Genomic DNA, 26,780 nt, shown 5'->3' on the forward strand with positions numbered 1-26,780 from the left:
TGCGCAACAAGCTACATATTTGATAGCAATCAATCCCTGCCAACCAGCTAGGCCGTCAGCCCACCCTGCACCAGCGCCGCCATGCCCTTGGCGGCAGGGGTGCCCTCGGCCATCAGGCCCTGCACCACACCGGCGCGGTCGGTGTCGGTGCGGTTCTGGCTCACCTTCCAGATGCCCTCCCAGCGCTCCACTGCGAGCTCGATGCCCACGATGGCGCGCAGCAGCTTGTCGATGTAGTCGGGCGGCGCGTCGTCAATGCGCCAGGGGTCGGGGCGGTGGGCTTCGTGCCGCTCGCTGAGCGTGTGCAGAATGGCGCGCAGGCGCACCGGGTCGTCCACCGCGCTCAAGGTGCCGTGGGCGTGCACGGCGGCGTAGTTCCAGGTAGGCACCTGCTTGCCGTCGATGGCCTTGGACGGATACCAGCTGGGCGACACATAGGCCTGCGGGCCGTGGAACACCGCCACCGCCGTTTGCGGCAGCAGCGGCCACACACCATTGGCGCGGGCCACATGGCCAACCAGGGTGCCGTGGGGGCCGCGCGCGGGGTCCAGGTACAGCGGGATGTGGTTGACGTGTTGCGCACCGGCGTGCGCGATCACCAGCGTGGCCAGGGGCTGCGCCTGCACCAGCGCGTGCAGGGTGGCCGGTTCGGTGACTTGGAATTGCCGGTTGGGGTTGGCCATGGTCAGGCGCCTTCCACTTCGAGCACGGGCGCACAGTCGATCTGCGTCTTGACCGAGTTGGCCAGAAAACACGACGCGTGCGCGCGGTGGTGCAGGTCGTCCAGCTGGGCAGCGCTGGGCGCGTGGGCCGCGTCAAAGCATGTGACGGGGCGCAACTGCACGTGGGTGACGACCAGCTGGCCCTCTGCGTTCTTGGCCATGGTGCCCACGGCCGCGTCGGTGTAGCGGTTGAGCCGATAGCCCGCGCGGCTGGCGAAGTCCATGAACCACAGCATGTGGCAGCTCGACAGCGCCGCGACATAGGCTTCTTCGGGGTCCACCGCCGCCGCGTCGGAATACGGCAACGGCACCACATGGGGCGACGACGACGCGGCCACGGTGGCCCCGCCATCGAACTGCCAGCGGTGGGCGCGGTGGTAGCGCTTGTCCAGGAAATCGTCGGTGCCACGGGTCCAGATGATGGTGGCGAGGTGCTCGGCCATGGTGGGAGGTCTTTCTACAATGGTTCTTCAGTTTATGGCGGTACAGCCCCATCAAAGGAACCAATTCATGCCCGTTGCCAGAGCCAATACCCCCGGCGGCCCCACCGGTCTGCTGCGCCAGCAGGTGTACGAGCAGCTGCGCGGCGCCATCGAGCAGGGCCGCCTGCCTGCGGGCACGCGCCTGCCACCCTCGCGCGAGCAGGCGGCCAGCTTGGGCGTGGCGCGCAACACGGTGCTGTGGGCTGTACAGCGCCTGCAGGCCGAGGGCTATGTGGAGGCGCGTGTGGGCGACGGCACCTATGTCTCGCAGGCCGCAGGGACACCGCCCCTGCAAGGGCTGGTCGCACCGCCGCGCGGGCTGTCGCGGCGCGGGCAGCTCATTGCCGAGACAGCCGCGCGCTGGCGCCCGCCGCATGTGGCGGCGCGCGCGTTCCGCATCGGCGCGCCCGAGGTGGACAGCTTTCCGTTTGCGCTGTGGGACCGCCTGGCGCGCCAGGCCAGCCCCGCCCAGCGCAGTGCCCGCGCGCAGTACCTGGACCCGGCGGGCGACCCCGACCTGCGCCAGGCCATTGCGCTGTGGTTGTGGGCCTCGCGCGGCATCCGCTGCGACGCGGCGCAGGTGGTGGTGTGCTCGGGTTCGCAGCAGGGCATCGACCTGATCGCGCGGCTGCTGCTGGACGCGGGCGACGAGGTGCTGGTGGAAGACCCCGGTTACCCCGGCATCCGCGCCAGCCTGCTGGCCCATGGCGCCCTGGCGCGGCCCGTGGCGCTGGATGCGCAGGGCCTGTGCATCGCCGAAGGCGCCACGTTGTGGCCCGGTGCACGCATGGCCGTGGTCACGCCCACGCACCAGTTCCCCACCGGCGTAGGCATGGGCCTGGCACGGCGCCAGGCGCTGCTGCACTGGGCGCGCGCACACGATGCCTGGGTGGTGGAGGACGACTACGACGGCGAATTCCAATACGGCAGTGCAGCCCAGCGGGTGCCCGCCTTGTGCAGCCTGCCGGGCTCGGAACGGGTGCTGTATGTGGGCACCTTCAGCAAGACCCTTCACCCCGGCCTGCGCCTGGGTTTTGTGGTGGTGCCGCCCGCGCTGGTGGAGGCCTTTGCCATGGCCCGCGCCATCACCGACCGGCACGCACCGGGCGATGCGCAGGCCGTGCTCGCGCGCTTCATTGCCGACGGCCACCTGCTGCGCCACCTGCGGCAGATGCGCGAGCTGTACCAGGTGCGCCAGCAGGTGCTGATCCATGCCCTGGCCGACGCGAGCGATGGTGCCCTGCAAATCACCCCCAGCGACCGGGGCATGCACCTGCTGCACGAGGCCGCGCCGGGCAGTGACGACGAGACCCTGAGCCGCAAGGCACTCACGGCCGGGGTGATGCTGGCGCCGCTGTCGCGTTACGCCATGCAATCACAGCGGCGCGGGTGGCTGTTTGGCTACGCGGGCTACAGCGAGGCCGAGATCGTGGGCGCCGCGCGTGTAGTGGCGCGGCTGGCGCAAGGGCTTTGAAGCAAGTCCTTTGAAGCAAAGGCCTTGGTGCCTCAGGACTGCGCAGGCACGCGGGCGGCCACGCCATTGCCCTCGGTCATCACCGCAGGGCGCGCCAGCGGCTGCGTGCCCTTCCACCATTGCTTCGACAACGCAGGCTGGCGGATGTCCAGGCGCTCGCCCATCACCGGAGCGACCAGGGGCACACCGGCTTTATCAGCCAGGGCCGTGATGCGGTCGAACGGGTCGGTCCAAGCGTGCAGCGCCAGGTCGAAGGTGCCGTTGTGGATGGGCATCAGGTGGCGGCCCTTCACATCCAGGTGGGCCTGCAGGCTTTCCTCGGGCTGCATGTGCACGTCGGGCCACTGGGCGTCGTAGGCGCCGGTTTCGATCAGGGTCAGGTCGAACGGGCCAAAGCGTTCGCCAATGGCCTTGAAGCCGTCGAAGTAACCCGTGTCGCCGCTGAAGAAAATGCGGGTGTCACCGGACTGGATCACCCACGATGCCCACAGCGTGCGGTTGCCGTCCGACAGGCTGCGGCCCGAGAAATGCTGGGCGGGCGTGGCCACCAGCTTCACACCGGCGATGGTGGTGCCCTGCCACCAGTCGAACTGCTGCACCTTGGCAGCGGGCACGCCCCAGCCAATGAGGCGGTCGCCCACGCCCAGCGGCGTCACGAAGTGCGCCACCTTGGGGGCGAGCTTCTGGATGGCGTCGTAGTCCAGGTGGTCGTAGTGGTCGTGCGACAGCACCACGCCGGTGATGGGCGGCAGCTCGTCGATGGCGATGGGCGGCGCGTGGAAGCGCTTGGGGCCCATGAAGGTAAACGGCGAGGCGCGCTCGGAGAACACCGGGTCGGTCAGCCAGAACTGGCCCTGCAGCTTGAGCAGCATGGTCGAGTGGCCCAGGCGCCACAGGCTCAGGTCGGGGGCCTTGAGCAGGTCTGCCTGCGTGAGCGGCAGCACCTGGGGCGGCTCTGCAGGCACGGCATCGGCAGGCTTCTCGGTCATGAAGCGCCACATGATGGCCAGGGTCTTGGCAAAACCTGGCGCCTGGCGCGGCGCGGCGTTGCGGAACTTGCCTTCGGTGTACTGGGGCGACTGCTCGTAGGAGCTTGCCGGCAGGGTGGTGCACGAAAGAATGCTGTAGGCCATGGCGATCAGGACAGTGAGGAGGACGAGGGTTCGGAGCATGGAGATGCCCTTGGAAAATTACACTGCACAGTGTAGTTCACTTTTCAGAAAAGTAAACTACTCAGTGTAAAATTTTGTCTATGACCGAGGCCCCCACCGCTCCCCCCACCCGCCTGACCGACCGCAAGCGCGACGCCATCGTGCAGGCCGCCATTGCCGAGTTCCGCGAGCATGGCTTCAGCGGCACCAGCATGGACCGCGTGGCCGCTGCGGCAGATGTGTCCAAGCGCACGGTGTACAACCACTTTCCCAGCAAGGACGAGCTGTTCGAGGCCATCCTGGACCACCTGTGGGACCGTAGCCATTCGCTGGCCGATGTGGCCTACGACGCCGCCCGCCCGCTGCGCACGCAGCTGCTGGCGGTGCTGGAGCAGAAGATGGAGCTGCTGAACGACGCGAGCTTCATCGACCTCTCGCGCGTGGCCATCGCCGAGATGATGCACACGCCAGAGCGCGCCCAGGCCATGGTGGCGCGCCTGTCCGAAAAGGAAGAGGGCCTGCCGCGCTGGATCCGCGCCGCCCAGCAGGACGGCGCCCTGCGCGCGGGCGTAGACCCGCAGTACGCCGCACACCAGCTGCACGGCATGGTCAAGTCGTTCGCCTTCTGGCCCCAGCTGGCCATGGGGCAAGCCCCCCTTACCACCGCCGAGCAGCAGCAGGTGCTGGGCGATGCGGTGGACATGTTTCTGGGGTTCTACGCCGTGCGACCCGCCATGGATGCCACCGGCACCACAGCCGCCCCCGCCAAGCGCGCGGCCCGGCGGCGCTGACTGCACCGCCCGCGCCCCGGGCAGCAGCACTGCACTCGCCGAACCCTCTCGTTTTCTCTTCCTGGGCCCCGAGCCCCACACCCCATGCCCATCGCTCCCTACCTCGATACCCAACCCACACTGGACACCGGCGTTTTTGTCCACGATTCCGCCCAGGTCATCGGCGACGTCACCCTGGGCCGCGACAGCTCGGTCTGGTGCAACGCCGTGCTGCGCGGCGACGTGAACCGCATCACCGTGGGCATGTGCAGCAACGTGCAGGACCTCACCATGGGCCATGTCTCGCACCGCAACGCCAGCAAGCCCGAGGGCTCGCCGCTGGTCATCGGCGACTACGTCACCATCGGCCATTCGGTGATCCTGCACGGCTGCCGCATCGGCAACGAATGCCTCATCGGCATGGGCTCCATCGTGATGGACGACGCGGTGATCGAAGACCGCGTGATGCTGGGCGCGGGCAGCCTGGTGTCGCCCGGCAAGGTGCTGGAAAGCGGCTACCTCTACATCGGCCGCCCTGCGGTGCGCCAGCGCGCGCTCACCGAGGCCGAGATCGCCTACCTGAAGTATTCGGCCGAGCACTATGTGCGCGTCAAGAACAACTACCTGGCCCCACCCGCGCCCGGTCTTTGAACCCGGCCCTGCGGCGCGCACCATGGCCCAGGCCATAATTTCCGGCGTATGAGCGAAATTCTTGAGCAACTCTCCGAATCCGTCTCTGTGGCCCGCTCCGTCGAGGAGCTGACGCGGCCGCTGCTGGAAATGCTGGAGGCGGTGACGGGGCTGGAGTCCACCTACCTCACCTCCATCGACGAGGCCCGGGGGGTGCAGCATGTGCTGTACGCCCGCAACACCAGCGCCATGCAGATCCCCGAGGGACTCGTGGTGCCGTGGAACGACACGCTGTGCAAGCGCGCGCTGGAAGAGGGGCGCACCTTCACCGACGATGTGCCCGCCTGCTGGGGCGATTCGGGAGCCGCGCGCGACCTGGGCATCCGCACCTATGTGAGCAAGCCTGTGCGCATGGGCGACGGCGCGCTGTACGGCACGCTGTGTGCGGCCAGCACCCATGCCCGCCCGCGCACGCCCGAGGCCGAACGCATCCTCACGCTGTTCGCCTACCTCATCGGCCAGCAGGTGGAGCGCGAACGGCTGATCCAGAAACTGCTGTCCGCCAACGAGCAGCTGGCCACAGCCGCCGCCACCGACCCGCTCACCGGGCTGCCCAACCGCCGCGCACTCATGGAGGCGCTGGAGCGCATGCTGGCGCAGGGGCTGCGGCGCAAGATGGGCGTGCAGATCGCGTTCATCGACCTGGATGGATTCAAGGCGATCAACGACACCCACGGCCACGCGGTCGGCGATCAGTTCCTGGTGGCCATTGCGCAGCGCCTGAGGGGCGTGCTGCGCGCCGAGGACCTGGCCGCACGCCTGGGCGGCGACGAGTTTGTGGTGATCAGCCTGAGCGCCCATGCGGGCGACGCCGCGCAGTCTGCGCAGGATATGCTCAGCCAGCGCATCACCCAGGCCACCCAGGGCCACTTTGTGCTGCCAGGCGTGGCCCTGGACTACGCTGGCGCCAGCGTGGGCGTGACCACCATCGCGCCCGGCCAGTACCACCGGGCAGAGGATGCCCTGCGCACAGCCGACCAGACCATGTACCAGGTCAAACACGCACGCCGCCAGGCCCTGGACGCATTGGCCCAGGCGCGCAGCGGAACCGCCCCCCACGGCTGACCCCGGCAACCGCCGCGCGCAAGCGGCAGTAGCCACACCCCCCGCGCAGAACCGGGGGCCCGGGATAATCGGGGCATACCACCCCCGAGATTCCATGGCCTCTTCCCCGTGCCGCGTGCTCTCCGTCATCCCGCCGATGACGCAGCTGAACACGCCTTACCCCTCCACCGCCTACCTCACGGGCTTTCTGCGCTCGCGGGGGATCACGGCGTTCCAGGAAGACCTGGCGCTGGCGCTGGTGCTGCGGCTGCTGTCCCCCGAGGGCCTGCAGGATGTGGCGGCGCGCGTACAAGCCTTGCCCGCCAAGCAGCGCAGCCCTGCCGTGCAGTCCTTTGCCGCGCAGCAGGACCGCTACCTCGCCACCATCGGCCCCGCCATTGCCTTCCTGCAAGGGCGCGACAGCACCCTGGCGCACCGCATCACGGGCCGCCACTACCTGCCCGAAGGGCCGCGCTTCGCGTCACTGGACGTGTATGTGGACGACGAGGGCGGCGACCCGCTGGGCTGGGCCTTTGGCGCCCTGGGCCTGCACGACAAGGCCAAGCACCTGGCCACGCTGTACCTGAACGACCTGGCCGACGTGCTGCGCGACGCGGTGGACGAGCGTTTCGAGTTTGTGCGCTATGCCGAATCGCTGGCAGGCAGCCAGCCCACGTTCGACCCGCTGGCGAATGCCTTGGCCGCACCGCCCACGCTGGTGGACGCGCTGCTGGAGCAGCTCACGCACGAGGCCGTCGCCCGCCACCAGCCCACCGTGGTGCTGCTGTCGGTGCCCTTCCCCGGCTCGGTGTACGCCGCGTTCCGCATCGCGCAGGCCATCAAGGCGCGCCACCCGCACATCGCCACCGTGCTGGGCGGCGGCTTTGTGAACACCGAACTGCGCGAGCTGGCCGACCCGCGCGTGTTCGACCACTTCGACTACGTGACCCTGGACGCGGGCGAGCGCCCATTGCTGGCGCTGCTGGAACACCTGCGCGGCGAGCGCGGCCGCCAGCGCTTGGTGCGTACCTTCGTGCGCGGTGACGATGGCGCGGTCCAGTACATCAACATGATGGAGGCCGATGTGGCCTTTGCCGAGGTGGGCACCCCCACCTGGGACGGCCTGCCGCTGGACCGCTACCTGTCGCTGCTGGACATGCTCAACCCCATGCACCGCCTGTGGAGCGACGGGCGCTGGAACAAGCTCACCGTGGCGCACGGCTGCTACTGGAAGAAGTGCAGCTTCTGCGACGTGAGCCTGGACTACATCAGCCGCTACGAGGGCGCGAGTGCTGCTGTGCTGGCCGACCGCATCGAGGAGATCGTGCGCGAGACAGGGCAGACGGGCTTTCACTTTGTGGACGAGGCTGCACCGCCCAAGGCGCTCAAGGCGCTGGCCACCGAGCTGATTGCGCGCAACGCGGGCATCAGCTGGTGGGGCAATGTGCGGTTTGAAAAAACCTTTACGCCCGAACTGGCCGATCTGCTGGCCGACAGCGGCTGCATTGCCATCTCCGGCGGGCTGGAGGTCGCGTCCGACCGGCTGCTCAACCTCATGAAAAAAGGCGTGTCGGTGGACCAGGTGGCGCGCGTGACCCGGGCCTTCACCGACGCGGGCATCCTGGTGCATGCGTACCTGATGTACGGCTTTCCCACGCAGACCGTGCAGGACACCGTGGACGCGCTCGAATACGTGCGCCAGCTGTTCGCCAACGGCTGCATCCAGAGCGGGTTCTTCCACCGCTTTGCCTGCACAGTGCACTCACCGGTTGGCAAGAATCCCGAGGAATACGGTGTGACGCTGGCGCCACTGCCGCCCGGTGACTTCGCCAAGAACGACGTGGCCTTCATCGACCCCACGGGCGTGGACCACGACGCGCTGGGCGGCGCGCTCAAGAAGGCCATCTACAACTACATGCACGGCATCGGCCTGGAGGAAGACGTGCGCAGCTGGTTCCCGTTCAAGGTGCCCAAGACCACTGTGCGGCGCGACCGGATTGAGCGGGCGTTGCGCGAGCGGGGATAAGCACCGGCTCACATCCCGCTGACATTTGTGTCGGCAAATTTCATGCAAAAAGTGGCCTCTGCGCCTGATGGACAAGCGCTAGTAGCTATTATTTCAGGAGCATATAGCACCCGATCTGCCCGGCGCTTTCAGGACGTCTTGGGCGCTTTTTTCTGCTTTTGAGCCACCGCAGAGTCCCTCCACTCCGCGCCACCGGCAGCCCCGCGTTGCAGGCCCAGGCCCTTCGCTGCTGCGCGCGTGCGGAGCCTGCTGTCACCAGAACAACCACCGCTCCAGCGCATGGACCACTATGACCACGATCACGCCGACCAAGAAGAGGATCGCCTTGCGGCGCGCCCGCTCGCTCACCACCAGCTTGTAGACCGTGTACGCGGCGAGCGTGCCCACAAAAGGCGCTGCGATGGCGGCCCCGGACAGGACGATGGCCACAAGCTTGCCCCAGCCGTCGGTCCCGCCCATGGTCCAGATCGAGTGCAGAAGGATCGCGCTCGGAATCGCCAGGCCCCACCACAGCACCCCGGACGCCACCGCCACGCTGAAGTGGTGCGCGAGCAGGCCATACAGCACCATTGCGCCCACCACCCCGCCCAGGAACATCAGCCGCTTGAGCCAGAGCGGCAGCGACTCGCCAGAGCGGCGCGCTGGCGTGGCTTCACGGGCCTTCTTGGCCGCCTGGGCCTGTTCTTTGTGTAGTTGTTGCTGCTTCTCGGTGGATTCACGGGCACCACGCAGAAAGTTGTCCACCGCCGGGTTGTCCACCTGCACAAGGATGCGGGCGGTGCGCGACAAGGCCTGGTCTTGCTGGGGAATGACGGTCTGCAGCGCCGCCCCCTGGCTGAACCAGTGCCCCATCTGCGCCAGCCAGCTGACGCCGGCAGGTGGCAGTCCGAAACCGCCCTCGACCGCACTGCACAGGTAGTGCTGGGTGCTTTGCGGCGGCACCCACTGGCGCGTGCTGTAGCGGGGCAGCGCGCATTGCATCAGCGGCGCCGCCGGTTGCAGGCCGGGGCGGCCCAGCTGCAGCGCGAATTCCGGCAGGGGCAGGGGTTCGGCCAGCATGTTGCGCACGCCCACCCACAGGTACAGCCCCCGAAGCCGCCCGTCCTGCGCCCGCCGCACCCACAAGCCTGGCCCTTCCTGCACCAGCTCGGCCCCCAGCGCATCCAGCTCGGGCGGGCGGGGCACCTCGGGGCCATCGCGATCCCACTCGGCCCGCAGCTGCTGCGCCTGCAGGATGGCGGGCCACACGGCCCGGGCGCGGCGCTCCAGAAACGATGGGTCCACCGCCCGGCCATGGGCGATGGCGGCTTCGATGCTGCTCCCCGCTGGCGCTGGGCCGCCTTCCAGCGCCCGCAGCCAGTCGTCCACCAAGGCCAGCCGCAGATGAATCGCATCCGCCCCCTGGCCCACGGCCTCGGCCGCGCGCACCCAGGCAAACCGTGCCGGGTCGGTAGGGACCAGCTGCTGCGCGAGCAAACGCTGGCGCTCCTGGGTTTTGTCTGCCTGCGCCACTGCGGGCGAGGTTTTGGATTGCGCCCCGGCCCCCGCGCTGGCCGCCAGGCACATCGCCAGCACCGCCCAGCCCAGCCATTGCGCCAAGACTTGCTGCCATGCCATGGTCCCGTGCAGGCCAAGGCCTGCAGCCCGCGCTGTTCTCCCTCGCATCGCATCCCCTTTTTTTGGTGTCGTCGTGCGCGGATTGTGCGACCAAGGGGTTGCTGCGGGGCCAGAATTCAACCGCACCGCGCGGTCGGCCGCCACACCGTCTGGAGCATGCGACACTACTGTATGTCTCAACAGGTGTGGGCCGCGCAGGCCCTTGAATCTTTCGATGCGGTGGTGCAGGCCACCGAGGGTTTTCGCAGCCGCGCTGGCCAGCGGCTGATGGCCGAGCAGGTGGCGCGCACCTTCAGCAGCGCCACGCTGGGCAAGGTGGATGAAGAAGGCGGCGAGGCCGCACCCACGCGGTCCATCGCCGTCATCCAGGCGGGCACAGGCGTGGGCAAGTCGCTGGCGTATTGCGCACCCGCCATTGCGCTGGCGCTGTCGCGCGGCACGCGGGTGTTGATCTCCACGGCCACGGTGGCGCTGCAGGAGCAACTGGTCAACAAGGACCTGCCCGCACTGGCCGCGCTGATGCCGCAGCCCTTCAAATTTGCGCTGGCCAAGGGGCGCGGGCGCTATGTGTGCAAGCTCAAGCTCGACCGCCTGGCGGGCACGGGCGAGGCCGAGGAAGAGGCCGACGACGACCTGTTTGCCGAGGAAGAAGCCGCCGCCCGCGCCAAACGCCCCCGGCACGAGACCGAGGCGCGCATCCAGTTCTATTCCACGATGGCGCAGACGCTGTCGAAGGGCGCGTGGGATGGCGACCGCGACAGCCTGGACACGCCGCCCGAGCCCGAGGTGTGGAGCCCCGTGGCGGCCGAGGGCGCATCGTGCACCGGCAAACACTGCCCCGCCTTCAGCCAGTGCACTTATTACGACAAACGCAAGGAGCTGGTGGGCGCGCAGGTGATCGTGGCCAACCACGATCTGCTGCTGTCGTCGCTGGGCGCGCGCGTGCTGCCTGAGCTGGACAACTGCCTGCTGGTGCTGGACGAAGCCCACCACCTGCCCGCCACGGCCCTCGACCAGTTCGCGTGCAGCATGGACCTGTCGCGCATCACCTGGATCGAGCGGCTGGCCAGCCGGGGCCTGCGCATTGGCGCGCTGCTGGAAGTGGAGGAGATTGCCGACATCCCCAAGCACTCGGCCCAGCTGCGGCAAACGCTGCAGGACCTGGCGCGCATCGTGATGGACGTGTACGGCGCCCAGCTCAAGAGCCAGCCCAGCGCCTGGGGCCCAGCGCGCGTGCGTGTGCCACGGGGCGAGCTGCCAGAACAACTCATCGCCCCGTTGGGCCTGCTGGCCGCGAGTGCCGAAGGCTTCCTCGATGCGCTGCGCGCCATCAGCAAGGCCCTGCGTGCCGAGATGCGTGACAAGCCCGACGAGGCCAAGCGCCTGTCCACGCTGTACGCGCAGATCGGCATGCTGGCCCCGCGCCTGGAAGAGCTGCACGCCACCGCACAACTGCTGCTGCAGGATGCGCCCGAAGGCGCGGTGCCAGCGGCCAAGTGGTTCACGCTGGAGGTAGACGGCGACTTCATCGTGGTCAAGGCGCACGCCAGCCCCATCCTGCCTGGCACCACGCTGCGCAACCACCTGTGGAGCGCGGTGCGCGGCGCGGTGCTCACCTCAGCCACGCTCACCAGTTGCGGGCACTTCGACTTCTTCTTGCGCGAGGCGGGCCTGCATGGTGACGAGGCCACCACCACGCTGGAGGTGCCCAGCCCCTTCAACTACGCCGCGCAGGGCACGCTGATTGCGGCCGAGACGCGCGCCGACCCCAAGAACGCCGCGCAGTTCACCACCGAGATGGTCGATGCACTGCTGCACGACATTGCCCGCGTGGAATACGGCGCGCTGGTGCTGTTCACCTCACGCGAACAGATGCGCCAAGCGGTGGACGCGCTGCCCACCGCCATGCGCAGCGTGGTGCTGGTGCAGAACGCGCTGCCGCGCACACAGCTGCTGCGCCGCCACCGCGAGCGGGTGGAGAACGGCGAGCCCTCGGTCATCTTTGGCATGCAGTCATTTGGCGAGGGGCTGGATTTGCCAGGGCGCCTGTGCGAATCGGTCTTCATCACCAAGCTGCCCTTCGCCCCGCCCGACGACCCCGTGGGCGAGGCCCGTGCCGAATGGCTGCGCGCCGTGGGCCGCGACCCCTTCAGCGAACTGGTGGTGCCCGCCACCGCCATTCGCCTGGCGCAATGGGTGGGCCGCGCCATCCGCACCGAGGAAGACCAGGCCCATGTGTACTGCTACGACAAACGCCTGGTGCGCACCAGCTACGGGCAGCGCCTGCTCAAGGGCTTGCCACCGTTTGCGCTGGAGCAACGCGCGCCGCTGTGAAGCGGTGATACTTTGCCCCCTTCGATTTCATAACCACTACAACAACCCCAGAGAGGACCCCCATGCCCCACACCGTACCTGCCTGCCCCCAATGTGGCCTGGAGAACACCTACCCCGACGGCAGCAACTACGTGTGCCCCGACTGCGCGTTTGAATGGCCGCAAGTGGCCGATACTGCGGAGACCGACGCCGATGCAGGCGACGGCATCGTCCGGGATGCGAATGGCAACCCTCTGGCCGATGGCGACGCGGTGATCCTGGTGAAAGACCTCAAGGTCAAGGGTTCTTCTTCCACGCTCAAGAAGGGCACCAAGATCAAGGGCATCCGCCTGGTCGATGGCGCCGATGGCCACAACGTGGACTGCAAGACGGACCTGGGCAGCATGCTGCTCAAGTCGGAGTTCTTGAAGAAGGCCTGACCGAGCGACGGAGCCCGCTCAGCGGGGCGACTGCGCGAGATCGCGCACCACCCCCTCCAGGCCCTGCACCACGCGGGCCAGGCGGTCGTAGTCCACCTTGTCGGGCGTGTCCTCGCGCGTGTGGTAGTGCGGGTAGCGGTAGGGGGCGGTGTCGGTCACCATCAGCGCGGGGTAGCCCGCGTCGATGTAGGCCGCATGGTCCGAATAGTCCACGCCAGGGATGAAACGCGGCGCCGCGATCCCCTCGGACGGGAACGCCGCATGCGAGCGGAACGACCGGACCACCCGGCGCGCCAGCCCCAGGTCGGGCGTGGTTGCGACGAAGGCGATGAAATCACCCTGCGTGGGGTAGAACTGGTTCAGCGGCCAGGGGTACTTCTGCGACCCTCCGGCGTTCGAGAAATACCCCATGGTCTCCAGCGACAGCATCGCCACCACCGGCGCACCACGGGCCCGCAAGGCCTGGGCGTGCACCTGGCTGCCCATCTGCGGGGTCTTGAAAAAAGGCGGCTCTTCGTTGGTATAGAGCACAAACATCACATCCGCCTGCGCGGTGGCGCCCAGGTGCTTGAGGCTTTTGGCCAGGGCCAGCACGGCGGCGGTGCCCGTGGCGTTGTCGTTGGCGCCGGGTGTTTCGTGCGCCGAGTCGTAGTGGGCGCCAACCACCACCAGGCGCTGCCCCGGTGCGCTCTGGCTGGGCACCGTGACCTCCAGGTTGCGCACCGCCACGCCGCGCGCCTTGAACTCGTCGCGCCGCACCTGGTAACCATACGAGACCAGCTCTGACTCCAGGTAGGTCGCCACGGTCTCCAGAGCCGCAGGGTGCTGGGCGTTGTGCTCCTGCGCTGCAATCACGGCCACATGCCGGTGCAACTGCTGCGCCAGCGCCTGCTGCTCGGAGGTGGCGGGCGGGAGCGCGCCGCGGTGCGGGCTGCCGGGCATGGTGGTAACTGCCAGGACTGTCGCCAGCAGCAGGCCCAACACGGTGGCGAGGGCGCCGGTGATGCGCATCAGGCTTCGCCCCAGGCGCAGGGCGATCTGTGAAATTCTCATGGCGTTGGTTTTATCGGCGCTGCATGCGCATTACCAATGCATATGTCCCGAGCGCATCCGTCACTTTGATAGAGCACTGCGGCGTGGGCGCGCCTTGCGATAGCGCTGGGTGGCCTCGGCCAGTATGGCGTCCTTGGGCACCAGCTGGGCGCCGCCCACCCACAGCTCGGCCGGTGTGCCGCTGGCATCGCGCACGCGGCGCACTGGCTGGCCCGGGCTGGCGTAGGCAGAGGCTTTCTGGACCACACCGGTGTCGCGCCCGGTGATGGCCAGCTCGGTGGTGGCAGCGTTGAAGGGCACAAACATGGCGGGCGCCACCTGGCAGACCACCTTGCCCATGGGCACCAGGTCGCTCGCGCCCCACAGGCTCCACCAGCGCCCCGCCCAGGCGGCTTCCTTTTTACCCGGCGCACCATGCTGCTGGAACGCAAACAAGATGCTGGCAATGCCTTCCCCCCACTCGGTGGACAGTCCATCCTGCGCGTTGGTGAGCACGGTCACCGTCAGGTCCAGCGCGGGGTAGCGCGCGGTGCGCGACAGAAACCCCTGCAGGCCGCCGGTGTGGCCCATCCATTCACGCGGGCCCGGCGCGCTGAGCATGGTGCCCAGACCGTAGTGGGACTCGAACAGGTTGCAGGGGTCGCGCCAGCGGCGCTGTGCCATCTCGCGGCGGCTGGCGGGCGAAAGGATGCTGTGCGGGCTGTCCGGCGCCAGTTGCGAAAAGAAGCGGGCCACATCCGACGCGGTGGACACAAAACCGGCAGCGGGGGCCATCGCACCACACACGTTGTCGCCCGGCACGATCAGGCGCTGGCCAAACGGAAACTCGCTGCTGTGGCCCTGGGCCAGGGGCGCGCGCCGGGGCAGGTAGGGCATGTCGGGGGCGGTCTCTTCCAGGCCAGCGGCGGCGATCACGTGGCGCTGCATCCAGCGGGCGTAGTCCGTGCCCGTGACCTGCTCCATCATCAGCCCCAGCAGGCCATAGCCGTGGTTGGAATACTTAAGCTGTACCCCTGCCTCCAGCGGCGGCTTGGCGCGCAAGTCGGCCAGCAGCTCGGCGCGGGAGAGATAGGGCCGCCGGTCCAGGAACTGGCCCGCATCGGGCCCGTCACGCGTCACGCCTGCGCTGTGCGACAGCAGCTCGCCAACGCGCGCCCGGGCCAGGTCCTTGTGCAGGCCATCAACATAGCGGCCAATGGGGTCGTCCAGCCCAACCTTCCCCTGCTCGCGCAGCAGCATGACACCCGCTGCTGTGAAGCTCTTGGAGTGCGACGCAATGCGCAAGCGGTGCCGGGGCGTGAGGGGTTGGTGGGTGCGCAGGTCGGCCACACCCAGCGCCAGTTCTGCCACCGTTTTGCCGCCGCGTGCGATGGCCACGGAACAACCGGGCTGGCGGTAGCGCTCCAGTTGCAGATCCAGCCATTGCGGCAGGTAGTCCAGGGCAGCGTTGATCCAGGCCGAATCGGCGGTGCTTTTCTTCATGGGTTGCTCGGCTCCATGCATCCAGAAACAGGGTGGGCAGTGTAGGCCACACATTGCGAAGGGCACGCGGACACACAAGGCAGGCAGCACTGCGGTCGGGTGCGGCGGCACAATCCTTTCTTTTCACACCCGCCCCCATGCCCCCCATCGCCGTCATCGACTTCGAAACCACCGGCATCTCGCCCGGCCAGGGCGCGCGCGCCACCGAGGTGGCGATCGTGCTGCTGGAGCAAGGCCAGGTGGTGGACCGGTTCCAGAGCCTGATGAAGACCGGGGTGTGGATTCCATCGTTCATCACCCAGCTCACCGGCATCACCAACGCAATGGTCAACGCCGCGCCCGACGCGGCGCAGGTGATGCAAGACGCCGCGCGCTTTGTGGGCAACGCGCCCATGGTGGCGCACAACGCGTCGTTTGACAGCAAGTTCTGGCAGGCCGAGCTGGCGCTGGCGGGGCTGCCCGCACCGCAGCCGTTTGCGTGCACGGTGCTGCTGTCGCGGCGGCTGTACCCCGACGCGCCCAGCCACCAACTGGGCACGCTGGTGGACTACCACGGCCTGCCGCGCACGGGCCAGGCGCACCGGGCGCTGGCCGATGCGGAGATGGCGGCCGCGCTGCTGGCGCGCATGCAGCACGACCTGCGCACGCGCTGGCGCGTGGCCGAGCCCAGCTACGCGCTGCTGCAAACACTGCAGCGCTGCGCCAAGCCCAAGGTGGGAGCGCTGCTGGCACGGCACGCGGTGGCCTAGCCAAGCCCGTGGGGGGCGCGCCAAACGGCGCATCAATACTATCAATTTGATAGCTATCAGGGCATGATGGACGCGCGGAGAAGGCCTTTTTTATTCAAACTTCTTGCATACTGGGGCCGCGACAGCCCCACACAAGGGGGCTGCGCCCACAACAACCCCGATGAAAGGTTTTGCCATGGGAATTCTGGTTTTGGGACTGGTGCTGTTTCTGGGTGTGCACTCGGTGCGCATCGTGGCCGATGGCTGGCGCACGCAAACGCTGGCGCGCATGGGCGAGATGCCGTGGAAGGGGCTGTATTCGCTGGTGTCGGGCGTGGGCCTGGCGCTCATCGTGTGGGGCTATGGCCTGGCGCGGCAGCAGCCCGTGGTGCTGTGGGTGCCGCCCATCGGCATGCGGCACGCCGCTGCGCTGCTGACGCTGATCGCCTTTGTGCTGCTGGCCGCCACCTATGTGCCGCGCAATGCCCTCAAGGCCCGGCTGCACCACCCGATGGTGCTGGGGGTGAAGGTGTGGGCACTGGCGCATCTGCTGTCCAACGGCAACCTGGCCGATGTGCTGCTGTTTGGCAGCTTCTTGCTGTGGGCGGTGCTGAGCTTTCGCGCCGCGCGCCAGCGCGACCGTGCCCAGGGCACGGTGTACGCCGCAGGCAGTTCTGCGGGCACGGCCGTTGCCCTGGTGGTGGGCCTGGTGGCCTGGGCGGGCTTTGCGTTCTGGGGCCATGCGTGGTTGATTGGCGTGGCGCCGCTGGGGCGGTGACCGGGCGCCGGGAAGCAAGCGCCCCAAATGCCGGAGAATCCGCGCTTTGCGTTTTCTCCTTTCTCGCTGAGACCTCTATGACCGAAGCCACCACCCCCAACACCCCCGCCCAGCCGCCCCTGCCCGACCACCTGTCGGTCAACCCCCGCAGCCCGCACCATGTGGCCGCCGTGTTCGAGCACGACATCGGCATCCGCCTGAACGGCAAGGAGCGTTTTGATGTGGAGGAATACTGCATCAGCGAAGGCTGGGTGAAGGTGCCCGCAGGCAAGACGGTGGACCGCAAGGGCCAGCCGCTGCTCATCAAGATCAAGGGCACGGTCGAAGCGTTCTACAAGTGACCGCTGCACGGGCGGCCGCGCCGCTCTCCCCCGGCACCTGGGTGATCCACTGCGACGGCAGTGCCTGGCCCAACCCGGGGCGCATGGGCCTGGGAGCGGTTCTGACGGGCCCCGACGGGACTTTGCAGCACCAGATCTCCGAAGCCACCACCTTCACCGGCTGCAACAACGAGGCCGAGCTGCGCGCGCTGATGTTGGCGCTGCAGTGGCTCGCGCAGCAGGGCATTGCCACATCAACCCCGGTGCACGTGTTCAGCGACAACAGCGTGCTGGTGGAACAGCTGGGCGGCCCACCCACGGCACCGATTGCGCGGCTGGCAGTGTTGTTTGATGAGGCGCGCCGCGCTTTGCAAGCCTTCCACCACGTTCGCCTGCAGTGGATTCCGCGCCACCGCAACGGCGCCGCCGATACCCTGGCACGCGCTGCGCTGGGGCTGGCGCCCAAGGCGGCCCTACCGCCGGGGCACCGCGAGAAGAAGAAAAAGCGGCGCTGAACACGCCCCCCTCAATCCCCCGCCGCACGGGCCAGCAGCAAGGCCTTTTCCTGCGCATTGCGCGTGAGGCCCGCCGCGCGCTCAAACTCGGCCCGCGCTTCCGCCCCCCGGCCCAGCTTGGCCAGCAGATCGCCGCGCACGCTGGGCAGCCAGTGGTAATGGCGCAGCGTCGGGTCGCGCACCAGCGCATCCACCAGCACGAGCGCAGCGCCGGGCCCCTCGGCCATGCCCACCGCCACCGCGCGGTTCAGCGCCACCACGGGCGAGGGCGCGACCTGCAGCAGTGCGTCGTACAGCGCCACGATGTGGGGCCAGTCGGTGTCTTGCGCCTGCCGGGCGCGTGCATGGCAGGCGGCAATGGCGCCCTGCAGCGCGTATGGCCCCCAGGGCTTGCCGGTGCGCGCGAGCTGCTCGGCCTTGTCGAGCGCAGCCAGGCCGCGGCGCACCAGCAGGTGGTCCCAGCGCGCGCGGTCCTGGTCCATGAGCAGCACGGGCTGGCCCTGCGCATCGGTGCGTGCGGGCAGGCGCGAGGCCTGGATTTCGAGCAGCGCCACCAGGCCTTGCACCTCGGGCTCGTCGGGCGCCAGACTGGCCAGCACGCGCACCAGGCGCTGGGCCTCGCCGCACAGTGCGGGGCGCATCCAGTCGTCGCCCGCCGTGGCGGCATAACCTTCGTTAAAGATGAGGTAGATCACCTCCAGCACCGAGGCCAGGCGTGGTGCACGCTCGGCCGCACCGGGCACCTCAAACGGCACATGGGCGGCCGTGAGGCTGCGCTTGGCGCGCACGATGCGCTGCGCGATGGTGGGCTCGGGCACCAGGAAGGCGCGCGCGATCTCGGCCGTGGTGAGGCCACCCAGCAGCCGCAGCGTGAGCGCCACACGCGCCTCGGTGGGCAGCACGGGGTGGCAGGCGGTGAACATGAGGCGCAGCAGGTCGTCGCCGATGTCGTCCTGCTCGGCATGCATCAGGGTGTCCACCACGTCGGGCGCGTACTGCGCCTCGAGCGCTTCGAGGTCGTGGCCCAGGGCTTCGTGCTCGCGCTGGTGCAGGGCCTGCTGGCGCAGGTGGTCGATGGCGCGGCGTTTGGCCGTGGTCATGAGCCAGGCGGCCGGGTTGGCGGGCAGGCCGGTTTGCGGCCAGTGCTCCAGCGCGGCCAGCAGCGCATCCTGCGCCAGCTCTTCGGCCCGACCCACGTCGCGCGTCATGCGCGCCACGCTGGCGATGATGCGTGCGGCCTCGATACGCCACACGGAGTCGATGCTGCGGTGCAGGGCATCACGGTCGGGCAGGGCGGGCGCGCTCACCGGCAGTCAGCCCAGGGCTTGGCTTGCATCCACCATGTGCACAAATTCCCAGGTGTGGCCATCGAGGTCATCAAAGCTGCGCGAGTACATGAAGCCCAGGTCCTGCGCGGGGCGGGGGGTGGTGCCACCTGCGGCCACGGCCTTGTCCACCAGGGCATCGACCTCTGCACGGCTGCCGCATGAGAAGCACACCAGCACTTCGGAGGTGGTGCGTGCGTCGGCAATCGTTTTGCTGGTGAAGGTCTGGTAGAAGTCTTTCACCAGCAGCATCACGAAGAGGTTCTCGCCCACCACCAGGCAGGCGCCCTGGTCGTTGGTGAACTGGGGGTTGAATTCATAGCCCAGCGCGCGAAAGAAGGCCTGCGAGCGGGCCATGTTCTCGATGGGCAGGTTCACGAAGATCTGTTGGTGCATGAAGTGCTCCTGAAGGAAGGGGAAGGTATAGGGAAAACGGGGGGTTTGCAAAGCAGGTCGCTCAGCCCGCAGGCTTTTGCACCACGGCCTGCAGGTTGGCCAGGCCGTCCTCGAAGTCCTGCCCCACCATGCGGTCCATGTTGAAGAACAGGTGGGCGATCTTGGCGAGGTAGGGCACGGGGCCCTGCATGGCCCAGGTGACGCGGGTGGCGCCGGCGCCCTCGGGCAGCAGCGTGAACTCGACCTGGTTGTGGGCTTCGAAGGGTTTCACAAAGTCGAGCTTCATGCCCACGCGGCGGGGGGCCGTGGCGTCCACGATCTCCATGCTGCCGGTGCCCACCTTGTCGCCCTGCCAGGCGTAGCGTGCGCCGGGGCCGGTGGTGGTGGCGCTGTACTCGCCCTTGATGGCGGGGTCCTTGCGTTCGTAGGGGTTCCAGGTGTTGAACTGGCGCAGGTCGTGGATGAGGCCATAGAGCTGCTCGGGCGGGGCCGCAATCACACGGCTGCGTTCCACGCGGAAGGTGTCGGGGCGTGTGGCGGCATAGGCCAGCAGCAGGGCCAGGGCGGCGAGCAGCACGAGGGCAACGGTCTTGATCATGGTGGGGTCTCCTGTGTCACAAGGCAGCAGGGCTCAGCCGCGCGCGGCGTCGAGGTCGCGAAAACGCTGCACGGCCTCGCCGGGTGCGAAGTCGTCCAGCTCAAAAACCGGGCGCACCTCGATCTCTGCCTCCAGGCCTTCGCCGCGCGGGTTAGGGAAGCGCCGCGCCCATTCCATGGCCTCTTCACGGGAGCGCACCTGGATCAGCGTGTAGCCCGCCAGCAGCTCCTTGGTTTCGGTGAACGGGCCATCGACGACCGTGCGCTCGCCCCCCTTGCCGTAGCGCACCCGCCAGCCCTGGGCACTGGCCTTCAGGCCCACGCCGTCCAGCAGCACGCCCGCGCGGGCCAGTTCCTCGTGGTAGGCGCCCATGGCGGCCAGCAGGTCCTCACCGGGCATGACACCGGCTTCGCTCTCGGGGCTGGCCTTGACCAAAATCATGAATCGCATGGCATTTCTCCTGTGGTGGTGAACAAGTGGATGTGTGAGACGGCAGGTTTTTGCCGCTCTCATCCACCACGACGAACGGGGGTCGCCAGATTCGACATGTTTTTCGACAAACAAGGGTTTTCACCTAGAAAAATCGGTACGCCGAGGGAAAGGCTGCGCCCACGCAAGCCCAAAACCAGCCGCTTGTGCGCATGCCCCTCGCGATTACGTCCTATTACGTGTGTGTGGTGGTGCGTGGCTACGATCCGCGGCGGAGGAAACGGAGCCCATGCACAACACACAACAACACACCCAGAGCCCAGCCGCGCCCCCGCGCATCGCCAACATCCCGCTGTCGCCCGACGGTGCCCGCCATGCCTGTGTGATCGTGCACGGCCCCGGCCGCGCCAGCAGCCCGCCCGAGGGCCTGCAGATGGTGTTTCGCTTCAGCGCCGACGGGCAGGGCGGCTGGATTGCGGCCGCCATGGCCGACGACGGCCGCTGGGGCTACATCGACGGCGAGGCCCGCTGGCGCACGCCCCCCACACTGGACAGCGCGCGCAGCCACTCGGACGATGGCATGGCGCGTTTTCTGCAGGACGGGCACTGGGGCTTTGTGAACCGGGCGGGCGAGGTGGTGATCCCGCCCCGGTTTGAGGACACGCGGCCTTTTCACGACGGCCTGTGCGCCGTGAAGGTGGGCCCCAATGCCTGGCGCATCATCGACCGTGAAGGGCGCTTTACCTGCGAGGACAGCTTCCACGACCTGAGCCTGTTCGGCGCCGAGGGCCTGGCCCGTGCTGTGGTCTGGAAGAAGGACAAGAACCAGCGCCGCCAGGGTTTTGTGAACCGCCACGGCCAGTGGGTGATCGAGCCCCGCTTCAAGGCTGTCGAACCCTTTGGTGAGCTGCCGGTCACCCCGGCATCGCTGGACGCGGAGACCTGGGGCCTGATCGACACCCGGGGCGAGTGGGTGCTGGAACCCCGCTACCCCCGCATCGATGCCTTCAACAGCGAAGGCCTGGCCTTTTTTGACGAACCCGACGCCTGGAACAACGGCCATGGCTACCTGGATGCGAAGGGCCACGTGGTGGTCAAGGGCGAACGCCATCTGTCGCACTACATGGCCTGTGGCTTGGCCGCCAACACCTACAACGGCACGGATTTTCTGCGCGCCGATGGCACCACCCTGCCCACACCGCCCCTGGCGTTTGGCAGCCACTTCCGCACCGAAGGCCACTTTGCCGTGGCGCGCACCGCAGTGCGCCGGGGCGACACGAGCCCGCCCACCTGGGCGCTGCTGCACACCGATGGCCAGCTCATCCCGCTGGGTGACCCGCTGCTGGAGCCGCTGACCAACAGCGACGGATGGCTGGTGGAGGAGCAGCCCGACACTCCGCTGGTGCCCTTTCTCACCCGCGATGGCCAGGTGGCCTGGATCGACAAGGACGGCGCCATGGTCTGGCGCGCCACTTACGACGGCCAGCACGCCACGCTGCAGGACGCCGATGGCACGGCCCTGTGGCGCAGCGGCGCCGGGGCCCCCTGCCAACCCCCCCGGCCTTTCTTTGAGCCCCCAGTGACGGAACACCTGGAGGGCATCGCCACGCTGGATGGCATCGCGCCCCTGGCCCAGTCAATGCTGGCCGACGCCGAAGCCCGCCTGCACCGGCTGGCGGCGGGCGAGACCCTGGAGCCCGAGACCGCATCGGACGAAGACGATGATGATGACGACGAAGAGGAAGACGAAGACACCGTGCAGGCCCACCGCGCGGTGGTGGTGCGGCGCGTGATGCGCACCTACATCAGCGAAGAGCACAACGGGCCCTACGAGTTCTTGTGCGGCCAGCTCAGCGACACGGTGGAACAGGCGCGCACGGCGATGGTCCGGGCCCTCACGGAGCCATACGGCACGCCCGACCCCGACCCGGAGCATGCCGCGCCCACCCAGTACAGCACCAGCCACACCCTGGCCTGGGCCGTGCCCCTGGCCCAGGCCCTGCCGGGCGACAGCGGCGTGCTGCGCGAAACGCGCGAGCAGTGGCTGAGCCTGTACCAACACGCCGACTCGGGCGATGGCGACGCCTGGTGGGAACTGTGGCTGATGGCCGCCCCCAGCCTGGATGCACTGGAAACCGCCCAGCGCGCCCGCCGCCAGGCCATCGCCCGGCACGCCAACGCAGAAGGCGCCGACAATGCCGCCAAGAACGGCGAGGACAGCGAGGGGGGCGCCCCCCCGCAGGCCGAACGCCCGCTGCCCCAGACCCGCGAAGAATGGTTGCAGGCCGTGGCCAGCGACCGCTATGCCATCGCCCAGGTGCCCGCGCCCTGGTGCGACGATGCCATGGTGGATGCGGCACTGGCCAGCGACGTGGAGGCGCTCGCCTGGGTGCCCGCCGCCTTCCAGACCCCCGAGCGGCTGTCGGCCTTGATTCGCCGGGGCGCAGAGGTTGCCGCCAACATCCCGCCCCAGTGCATGACGACCGAGGGCCTGGCACTGGCGCGCGCACTGTATGCGGGCCAGCACGAATGGGACTGGCGCGACGAGCGCAACAGCCGCCTGCCCACCGAGTGGGACCACAACAGCCTGTACGACCTGTGGGGCTGCCTGCTGACCCCCGCGCTGGCGCTCCAGGCCGTGCGGGCCGGGACCCCGCTGCGCGCCCTGGCGCACTGGCTGCGCACCGACGCCGTGGAGCAGGCCGCCCTCAAGGCCGACATCTACAACATCAGCTACATCGACAAAAGCCGGATCACGCCGGAGCTGGCCGCGCTGGCGGTGCGGCACGACTATGGCTGCCTGATTGAAGAGATTCCGCCCGCACTCATCACGCCTGCGCTGTGCCTGGCATCGGCCCGCACCAACGGCCTGTCGCTGGCCAAAATCCCCGCGCCGCTGCGCAGCGTGGAGGTCTGTGTGGCTGCGCTGCAGGACCGCTCGGACATGTTCCCGCACGTGCCCGAGCCCCTGCGCCTGGAGGTGACCACGCGGCTGATCGAGGACGACCTGGCCGACGCCCGCAAAGAGGGCGATGCCCGCGAAGGCAGCCACTGGCATGGCACCCGCGCCTGGGTGAAGCTCTGGGCCGGGGACTGCGAAGGTGCCCTTGCCGACGCGCAGCGGGGCCGCCCAGAGATGCGCTACGAGCAACACGCGCACTACGTGATGGCCAGCGCCCACCGCGCGCTGGGCAACCACCAGGCTGCGGCGCTGGAGGCCTCCACGGTGCTGTCGCTGGATTCGACCTACCGCGCGCAGTGGGACGAGGCCGAAGACACCCGCTGGCTGCAGGCACTGGCCCAGGGCCAGACTGCAGCGGCCGACGATGCCACGCTGGTGGCGCAGCTGCACACACACCCGCGCACGCTGGCCGACATTCCGCGCGAACGCATCACCCATGCCATGGTCGATGCAGCCCTGGCTGCCGATGAAGACACGGTGCGTTTTGTGCCGCGCCGCCTGATGACCCCGGCACGCTATGCAGCCGCCCTGCGCCAGAACGTGAAGGAGTTCGGGCAGATTCCGCCCGCCATGCTGAGCGAAGAGGCCTGCATCGAGCATGTGCGCAGCGGGGGCTGGCGGCTGGAATCGGTGCCGCAGGCCCAGCGCACGCTCACCGTGTGCGCCTGGGCCGTGCGAAGCAACGGAAGCGCCATCGAGCATGTGCCCGAAGCCCTGCGCAGCCAGGTGCCGGGCGCCATCCGGCAGTTGCCGCCCGAGGACGACGACGATTCCAGCAGCACCACATCCGGCAGCGACTGGCTCACGCGCAAGCTCGCGGATTCGCTGATGGGCAGCCACGAGACGGCTACGGGGCGGCTGCGGCAAAAAGGCCTCTTCACGGCCTTTGCGCTCAAGACCATGCTGGGCGCCAAGTCGGCAGACACGCCCACGCTGGGTGGGCTGGCCGGCTGGTTCGAGGTGCGGCCCTTCCTGGCCATGGTGACCCACCTGGTGCTGGGGCTGGCCGCCCTCGTGGCCCATGCCTTCGTGTCGGTGGCCGCCTGGCGCGCCGAGGGCCCCTGGATCGGGCTGGGCACGGCGCTGCTGATGGGCTTTTCGGAGCTGTACTGGGCCTGGCGCTTCCTGTTTTCCGCACCGCTGAGCCCCTGGCTGGGCGCCGCCTGCGCGGTGGTGCTGCTCTACACCTTTGGCTGGCGCGGGCTGTACCGGCGGGTGGGCCTGGTCTATGCCGCCCGGGCCCGGGAACGGGGAGAGGACTGAGGGCTTTCCTAGGGACATCACCGATCCCGGGCCCTGTGATCTGTACCTCTGGCTGGATACAATTTGTAAAGACCTGATCCACGCTTGACGCGCCTCCCGCACGCCAGCCTCGAACGACAGAGCGCCAGCCAGCCACACACGGAGCCCAGCCCATGGCACGAGGATCGAGCAACCCGCAGCCGCCACCAAGGCCCCTGGTGGCCAGGGCGCTTTGGGCCCCCCGGGTGCTGGCCTGGCTGTGTGCTGCCGCTGCGGCCAATGTGTCTGCGCAAACCCAGGTGGCCGTGGCCGACCTGCCGCTGGAGCAGCTCATGCAGATGCAGGTCACCACGGCCAGCCGCTATGCACAGACCGCACTCGAAGCCCCCGCCGCCGTGAGCGTGGTCACGGCCGACGACATCCGGCTGTTTGGCTACCGCACGCTGGCCGAGGTGCTGGGCAGCATGCGCGGGCTGTACATCTCCTACGACCGCGCCTACCACTACCTGGGCATGCGGGGTTTTGCCACCCCGGGCGACTACAACACGCGCGTGCTGCTGCTGGTCAACGGGGTGCGTTTCAACGACAACCTCTACGACCAGGCGGGCATTGGCACCGACTTTCCGCTGGACCTGGACCTGGTGGACCGGGTGGAATTTGTGCCCGGGCCCGGGTCGGCGGTGTATGGGGCCAACGCCTTTTTTGGGGTGGTCAATGTGATCACGCGCAATGGCCGCCAGATTGCCGGGCCGCAGGTGAGCGCCGAAGCAGGCAGCCATGGCAGTGCCAAGCTGCGGTTGTCGGTGGGCACGGTGGATGCACTGGGCGCCGACTGGCTGGTCTCGGCCACGCGGGCCACCACGCGCGGCGCCGACCAGTATTCCCCCGCCTTCGACACGCCCGGGAACCCCGGCGGCCTGGCGCAGCGGCTGGACTATGACCGCAGCACCCAGCTGTTCGTGCGCCGGGCGCACGGGGGGCTGGCGCTCACGCTGGCCCATGGCGAGCGCACCAAGGGCGTGCCCACGGCGGCGTTTTCGCAGGTCTTCAACGACCCGCGTTCGCGCTTCATCGACCAAACCACGCTGCTGGCGGCCGAATACACCACGCAGCTGCAGCCCACGCTGGCCTTCACCGGGCGGCTGCATGCAGGCCGCTACCAGTTCGTGGGCGACTATGTGTACGACTACCCGCCCATCACGCAGAACCGCGATGTGGGCACCGGCCAGTGGTGGGGCACCGAGTGGCAGTGGGTGAGCACGGCGCTGGCGCGCCACAAGCTGTCCTGGGGCCTGGACTACCGGCGCGACACACGCATCGACCAGACCAACATCGACCTTGCGCCGCCCGCCCAGTACCTGGATGCCCGCCGCAAGGGTGACGTGCTGGGCCTGTACTTCCAGGACGAGTTCGCGCTCAGTGCCGACCTCACGCTCCATGCCGGGCTGCGCTGGGGCAAGCAGTCGGGCAGCGCAAGCGCCGTCCACCCCCGCCTGGGGCTGGTGTATTGGTGGAACCCCGCCACCGCCGTCAAGCTGCTGCACGGCACGGCCTACCGCCCCCCCAACGCCTACGAGCGCGACTACCGCGTGGACCTGCCGGGTGGGGTGGTGGAGGGTGCTGGGCTGCGCCCGGAGCGCGTGCGCACCACCGAGCTGGCGCTGGAGCACGCACCCACCGGCGCCAGCCGCTGGCTGCTCACGGCATTCCGCTCTTCGGTGACCGATCTGATCGTGCTGGACGCTGCGGGCCATGTGGACCGGCTCACGGTGGGCAACACCCGCGCCGTGCAGGTGCACGGCCTGGAGGCCGAGGCCGAACAGCGCTGGCAGGGCGGCCAGCGCCTGCGCGTGGCCTACGGCTGGCAGCGGGCGCGCGACCCCTCGCAGGCCGGGCCGCTGACCAATGCCCCCCGGCACCTGCTCAAGCTGCAATGGTCGGACACCCTGCGCTGGGGCGCGGTGCCGGGTGTCGGCACGGGGCGCTATGCCATCGAGGCCATCGGCATCGGCCCGCGCAGCACGCTGCGCGGCACGCGCCTGCCAGGGCACGTGCTGGCCAATGCCACCTACACCACCCGCGTGGCCGATGTCGATGTGTCGGTGGGGGTCTACAACCTGTTCAACCGCCAGCATGCCGATCCGGCCTCGTTCGAGATCCGCGACGACACCGTGCGCCAGGACGGGCGGACCTACCGCATCAAGCTCACCTACGCTTTCTGAG

23 protein-coding genes are annotated in these 26,780 nt (G+C 68.6%); 13 read left to right on the forward strand and 10 right to left on the reverse strand.

Annotated elements, in window-relative coordinates; translation table 11 throughout:
* Window positions 1-47 precede the first annotated feature (47 nt).
* Complete coding sequence (locus tag CBY09_RS12255) at window positions 48-683, reverse strand: FMN-binding negative transcriptional regulator (protein ID WP_094289893.1); 636 nt, start codon at window positions 681-683, stop codon at window positions 48-50.
* A 2-nt stretch (window positions 684-685) separates the two neighbouring features.
* Window positions 686-1,165, reverse strand: coding sequence for an OsmC family protein (locus CBY09_RS12260; protein WP_094289894.1), 480 nt, complete (start codon window positions 1,163-1,165; stop codon window positions 686-688).
* Between the two features lie 67 nt (window positions 1,166-1,232).
* Here CBY09_RS12260 and pdxR point away from each other — a divergent pair, with 67 nt between their 5' ends.
* Window positions 1,233-2,678 carry a MocR-like pyridoxine biosynthesis transcription factor PdxR gene (pdxR, locus tag CBY09_RS12265; protein WP_094289895.1) on the forward strand — a complete coding sequence of 482 codons (1,446 nt, stop codon included), beginning with the start codon at window positions 1,233-1,235 and terminating at the stop codon, window positions 2,676-2,678.
* A 32-nt stretch (window positions 2,679-2,710) separates the two neighbouring features.
* Here the strand turns inward: pdxR and CBY09_RS12270 are convergent, their stop codons facing one another.
* Complete coding sequence (locus tag CBY09_RS12270; protein ID WP_420807451.1) at window positions 2,711-3,850, reverse strand: MBL fold metallo-hydrolase; 1,140 nt, start codon at window positions 3,848-3,850, stop codon at window positions 2,711-2,713.
* Between the two features lie 80 nt (window positions 3,851-3,930).
* On the opposite strand from CBY09_RS12270, the gene CBY09_RS12275 reads away from it, so the two are divergent.
* The 4 genes from CBY09_RS12275 (at window position 3,931) to CBY09_RS12290 (ending at window position 8,359) form a co-directional block, all read left to right on the forward strand.
* The gene (locus CBY09_RS12275) at window positions 3,931-4,620 is read left to right on the forward strand and encodes a TetR/AcrR family transcriptional regulator (protein ID WP_094289897.1); all 690 of its coding nucleotides are present in this window, start codon (window positions 3,931-3,933) and stop codon (window positions 4,618-4,620) included.
* An 84-nt stretch (window positions 4,621-4,704) separates the two neighbouring features.
* Window positions 4,705-5,250, forward strand: coding sequence for a gamma carbonic anhydrase family protein (locus CBY09_RS12280; protein WP_094289898.1), 546 nt, complete (start codon window positions 4,705-4,707; stop codon window positions 5,248-5,250).
* Between the two features lie 48 nt (window positions 5,251-5,298).
* Window positions 5,299-6,354 carry a sensor domain-containing diguanylate cyclase gene (locus CBY09_RS12285; protein WP_094289899.1) on the forward strand — a complete coding sequence of 352 codons (1,056 nt, stop codon included), beginning with the start codon at window positions 5,299-5,301 and terminating at the stop codon, window positions 6,352-6,354.
* 94 nt (window positions 6,355-6,448) lie between these two features.
* Window positions 6,449-8,359 (forward strand): B12-binding domain-containing radical SAM protein, encoded by a 1,911-nt coding sequence (locus CBY09_RS12290; protein ID WP_205734133.1) that lies wholly within the window; start codon window positions 6,449-6,451, stop codon window positions 8,357-8,359.
* Between the two features lie 252 nt (window positions 8,360-8,611).
* Here CBY09_RS12290 and CBY09_RS12295 read toward each other — a convergent pair whose 3' ends face one another.
* Window positions 8,612-9,976: a hypothetical protein gene (locus tag CBY09_RS12295; RefSeq protein WP_240515703.1), complete on the reverse strand. Its 1,365-nt coding sequence runs from the start codon at window positions 9,974-9,976 to the stop codon at window positions 8,612-8,614.
* Window positions 9,977-10,147: 171 nt separating this feature from the next.
* Between CBY09_RS12295 and dinG the strand changes: the two genes are divergently transcribed.
* The gene (gene dinG, locus CBY09_RS12300) at window positions 10,148-12,310 is read left to right on the forward strand and encodes an ATP-dependent DNA helicase DinG (RefSeq protein ID WP_094289901.1); all 2,163 of its coding nucleotides are present in this window, start codon (window positions 10,148-10,150) and stop codon (window positions 12,308-12,310) included.
* 62 nt (window positions 12,311-12,372) lie between these two features.
* Window positions 12,373-12,729 (forward strand): zinc ribbon domain-containing protein YjdM, encoded by a 357-nt coding sequence (locus CBY09_RS12305; RefSeq protein WP_094289902.1) that lies wholly within the window; start codon window positions 12,373-12,375, stop codon window positions 12,727-12,729.
* An 18-nt stretch (window positions 12,730-12,747) separates the two neighbouring features.
* Here CBY09_RS12305 and CBY09_RS12310 read toward each other — a convergent pair whose 3' ends face one another.
* Both CBY09_RS12310 and CBY09_RS12315 read right to left on the reverse strand, forming a co-directional pair.
* A complete protein-coding gene (locus CBY09_RS12310) occupies window positions 12,748-13,782 on the reverse strand; it encodes a M28 family peptidase (protein WP_205734134.1) in 1,035 nt (344 codons plus the stop codon).
* A gap of 60 nt (window positions 13,783-13,842) precedes the next feature.
* Window positions 13,843-15,264 (reverse strand): serine hydrolase domain-containing protein, encoded by a 1,422-nt coding sequence (locus CBY09_RS12315; RefSeq protein WP_094289904.1) that lies wholly within the window; start codon window positions 15,262-15,264, stop codon window positions 13,843-13,845.
* 137 nt (window positions 15,265-15,401) lie between these two features.
* On the opposite strand from CBY09_RS12315, the gene CBY09_RS12320 reads away from it, so the two are divergent.
* From CBY09_RS12320 to CBY09_RS12335, 4 genes are all read left to right on the forward strand, one after another.
* Window positions 15,402-16,013 carry a 3'-5' exonuclease gene (locus CBY09_RS12320; protein ID WP_094289905.1) on the forward strand — a complete coding sequence of 204 codons (612 nt, stop codon included), beginning with the start codon at window positions 15,402-15,404 and terminating at the stop codon, window positions 16,011-16,013.
* A 175-nt stretch (window positions 16,014-16,188) separates the two neighbouring features.
* Window positions 16,189-16,770, forward strand: a complete 582-nt coding sequence (locus tag CBY09_RS12325) for an NnrU family protein (protein WP_094290204.1) — start codon at window positions 16,189-16,191, stop codon at window positions 16,768-16,770.
* A gap of 77 nt (window positions 16,771-16,847) precedes the next feature.
* On the forward strand, window positions 16,848-17,111 hold the full coding sequence (locus tag CBY09_RS12330) for a DUF3297 family protein (RefSeq protein ID WP_056742544.1): 264 nt from the start codon (window positions 16,848-16,850) through the stop codon (window positions 17,109-17,111).
* Window positions 17,108-17,605, forward strand: a complete 498-nt coding sequence (locus CBY09_RS12335; RefSeq protein ID WP_094289906.1) for a ribonuclease HI family protein — start codon at window positions 17,108-17,110, stop codon at window positions 17,603-17,605. Before CBY09_RS12330 ends, CBY09_RS12335 begins: the two co-directional genes overlap by 4 nt.
* A gap of 11 nt (window positions 17,606-17,616) precedes the next feature.
* Here CBY09_RS12335 and CBY09_RS12340 read toward each other — a convergent pair whose 3' ends face one another.
* From CBY09_RS12340 to CBY09_RS12355, 4 genes are all read right to left on the reverse strand, one after another.
* On the reverse strand, window positions 17,617-18,912 hold the full coding sequence (locus CBY09_RS12340; RefSeq protein WP_165773904.1) for an RNA polymerase sigma factor: 1,296 nt from the start codon (window positions 18,910-18,912) through the stop codon (window positions 17,617-17,619).
* Window positions 18,913-18,918: 6 nt separating this feature from the next.
* Window positions 18,919-19,326 carry a VOC family protein gene (locus CBY09_RS12345; RefSeq protein ID WP_094289907.1) on the reverse strand — a complete coding sequence of 136 codons (408 nt, stop codon included), beginning with the start codon at window positions 19,324-19,326 and terminating at the stop codon, window positions 18,919-18,921.
* Between the two features lie 61 nt (window positions 19,327-19,387).
* Complete coding sequence (locus CBY09_RS12350) at window positions 19,388-19,924, reverse strand: SRPBCC family protein (RefSeq protein WP_094289908.1); 537 nt, start codon at window positions 19,922-19,924, stop codon at window positions 19,388-19,390.
* Between the two features lie 33 nt (window positions 19,925-19,957).
* Entirely contained in the window at window positions 19,958-20,374 is a 417-nt protein-coding gene (locus tag CBY09_RS12355) for a YciI family protein (RefSeq protein ID WP_094289909.1), read from the reverse strand.
* 268 nt (window positions 20,375-20,642) lie between these two features.
* Here CBY09_RS12355 and CBY09_RS12360 point away from each other — a divergent pair, with 268 nt between their 5' ends.
* Both CBY09_RS12360 and CBY09_RS12365 read left to right on the forward strand, forming a co-directional pair.
* Window positions 20,643-24,578 (forward strand): WG repeat-containing protein, encoded by a 3,936-nt coding sequence (locus CBY09_RS12360; RefSeq protein WP_094289910.1) that lies wholly within the window; start codon window positions 20,643-20,645, stop codon window positions 24,576-24,578.
* Between the two features lie 152 nt (window positions 24,579-24,730).
* Window positions 24,731-26,779 (forward strand): TonB-dependent receptor plug domain-containing protein, encoded by a 2,049-nt coding sequence (locus CBY09_RS12365; RefSeq protein ID WP_240515704.1) that lies wholly within the window; start codon window positions 24,731-24,733, stop codon window positions 26,777-26,779.
* Window position 26,780: the final 1 nt, after the last annotated feature.

The sequence above is a fragment of the Acidovorax kalamii genome (genome assembly GCF_002245625.1).
In the GTDB taxonomy this organism is placed as follows: domain Bacteria; phylum Pseudomonadota; class Gammaproteobacteria; order Burkholderiales; family Burkholderiaceae_C; genus Acidovorax; species Acidovorax kalamii.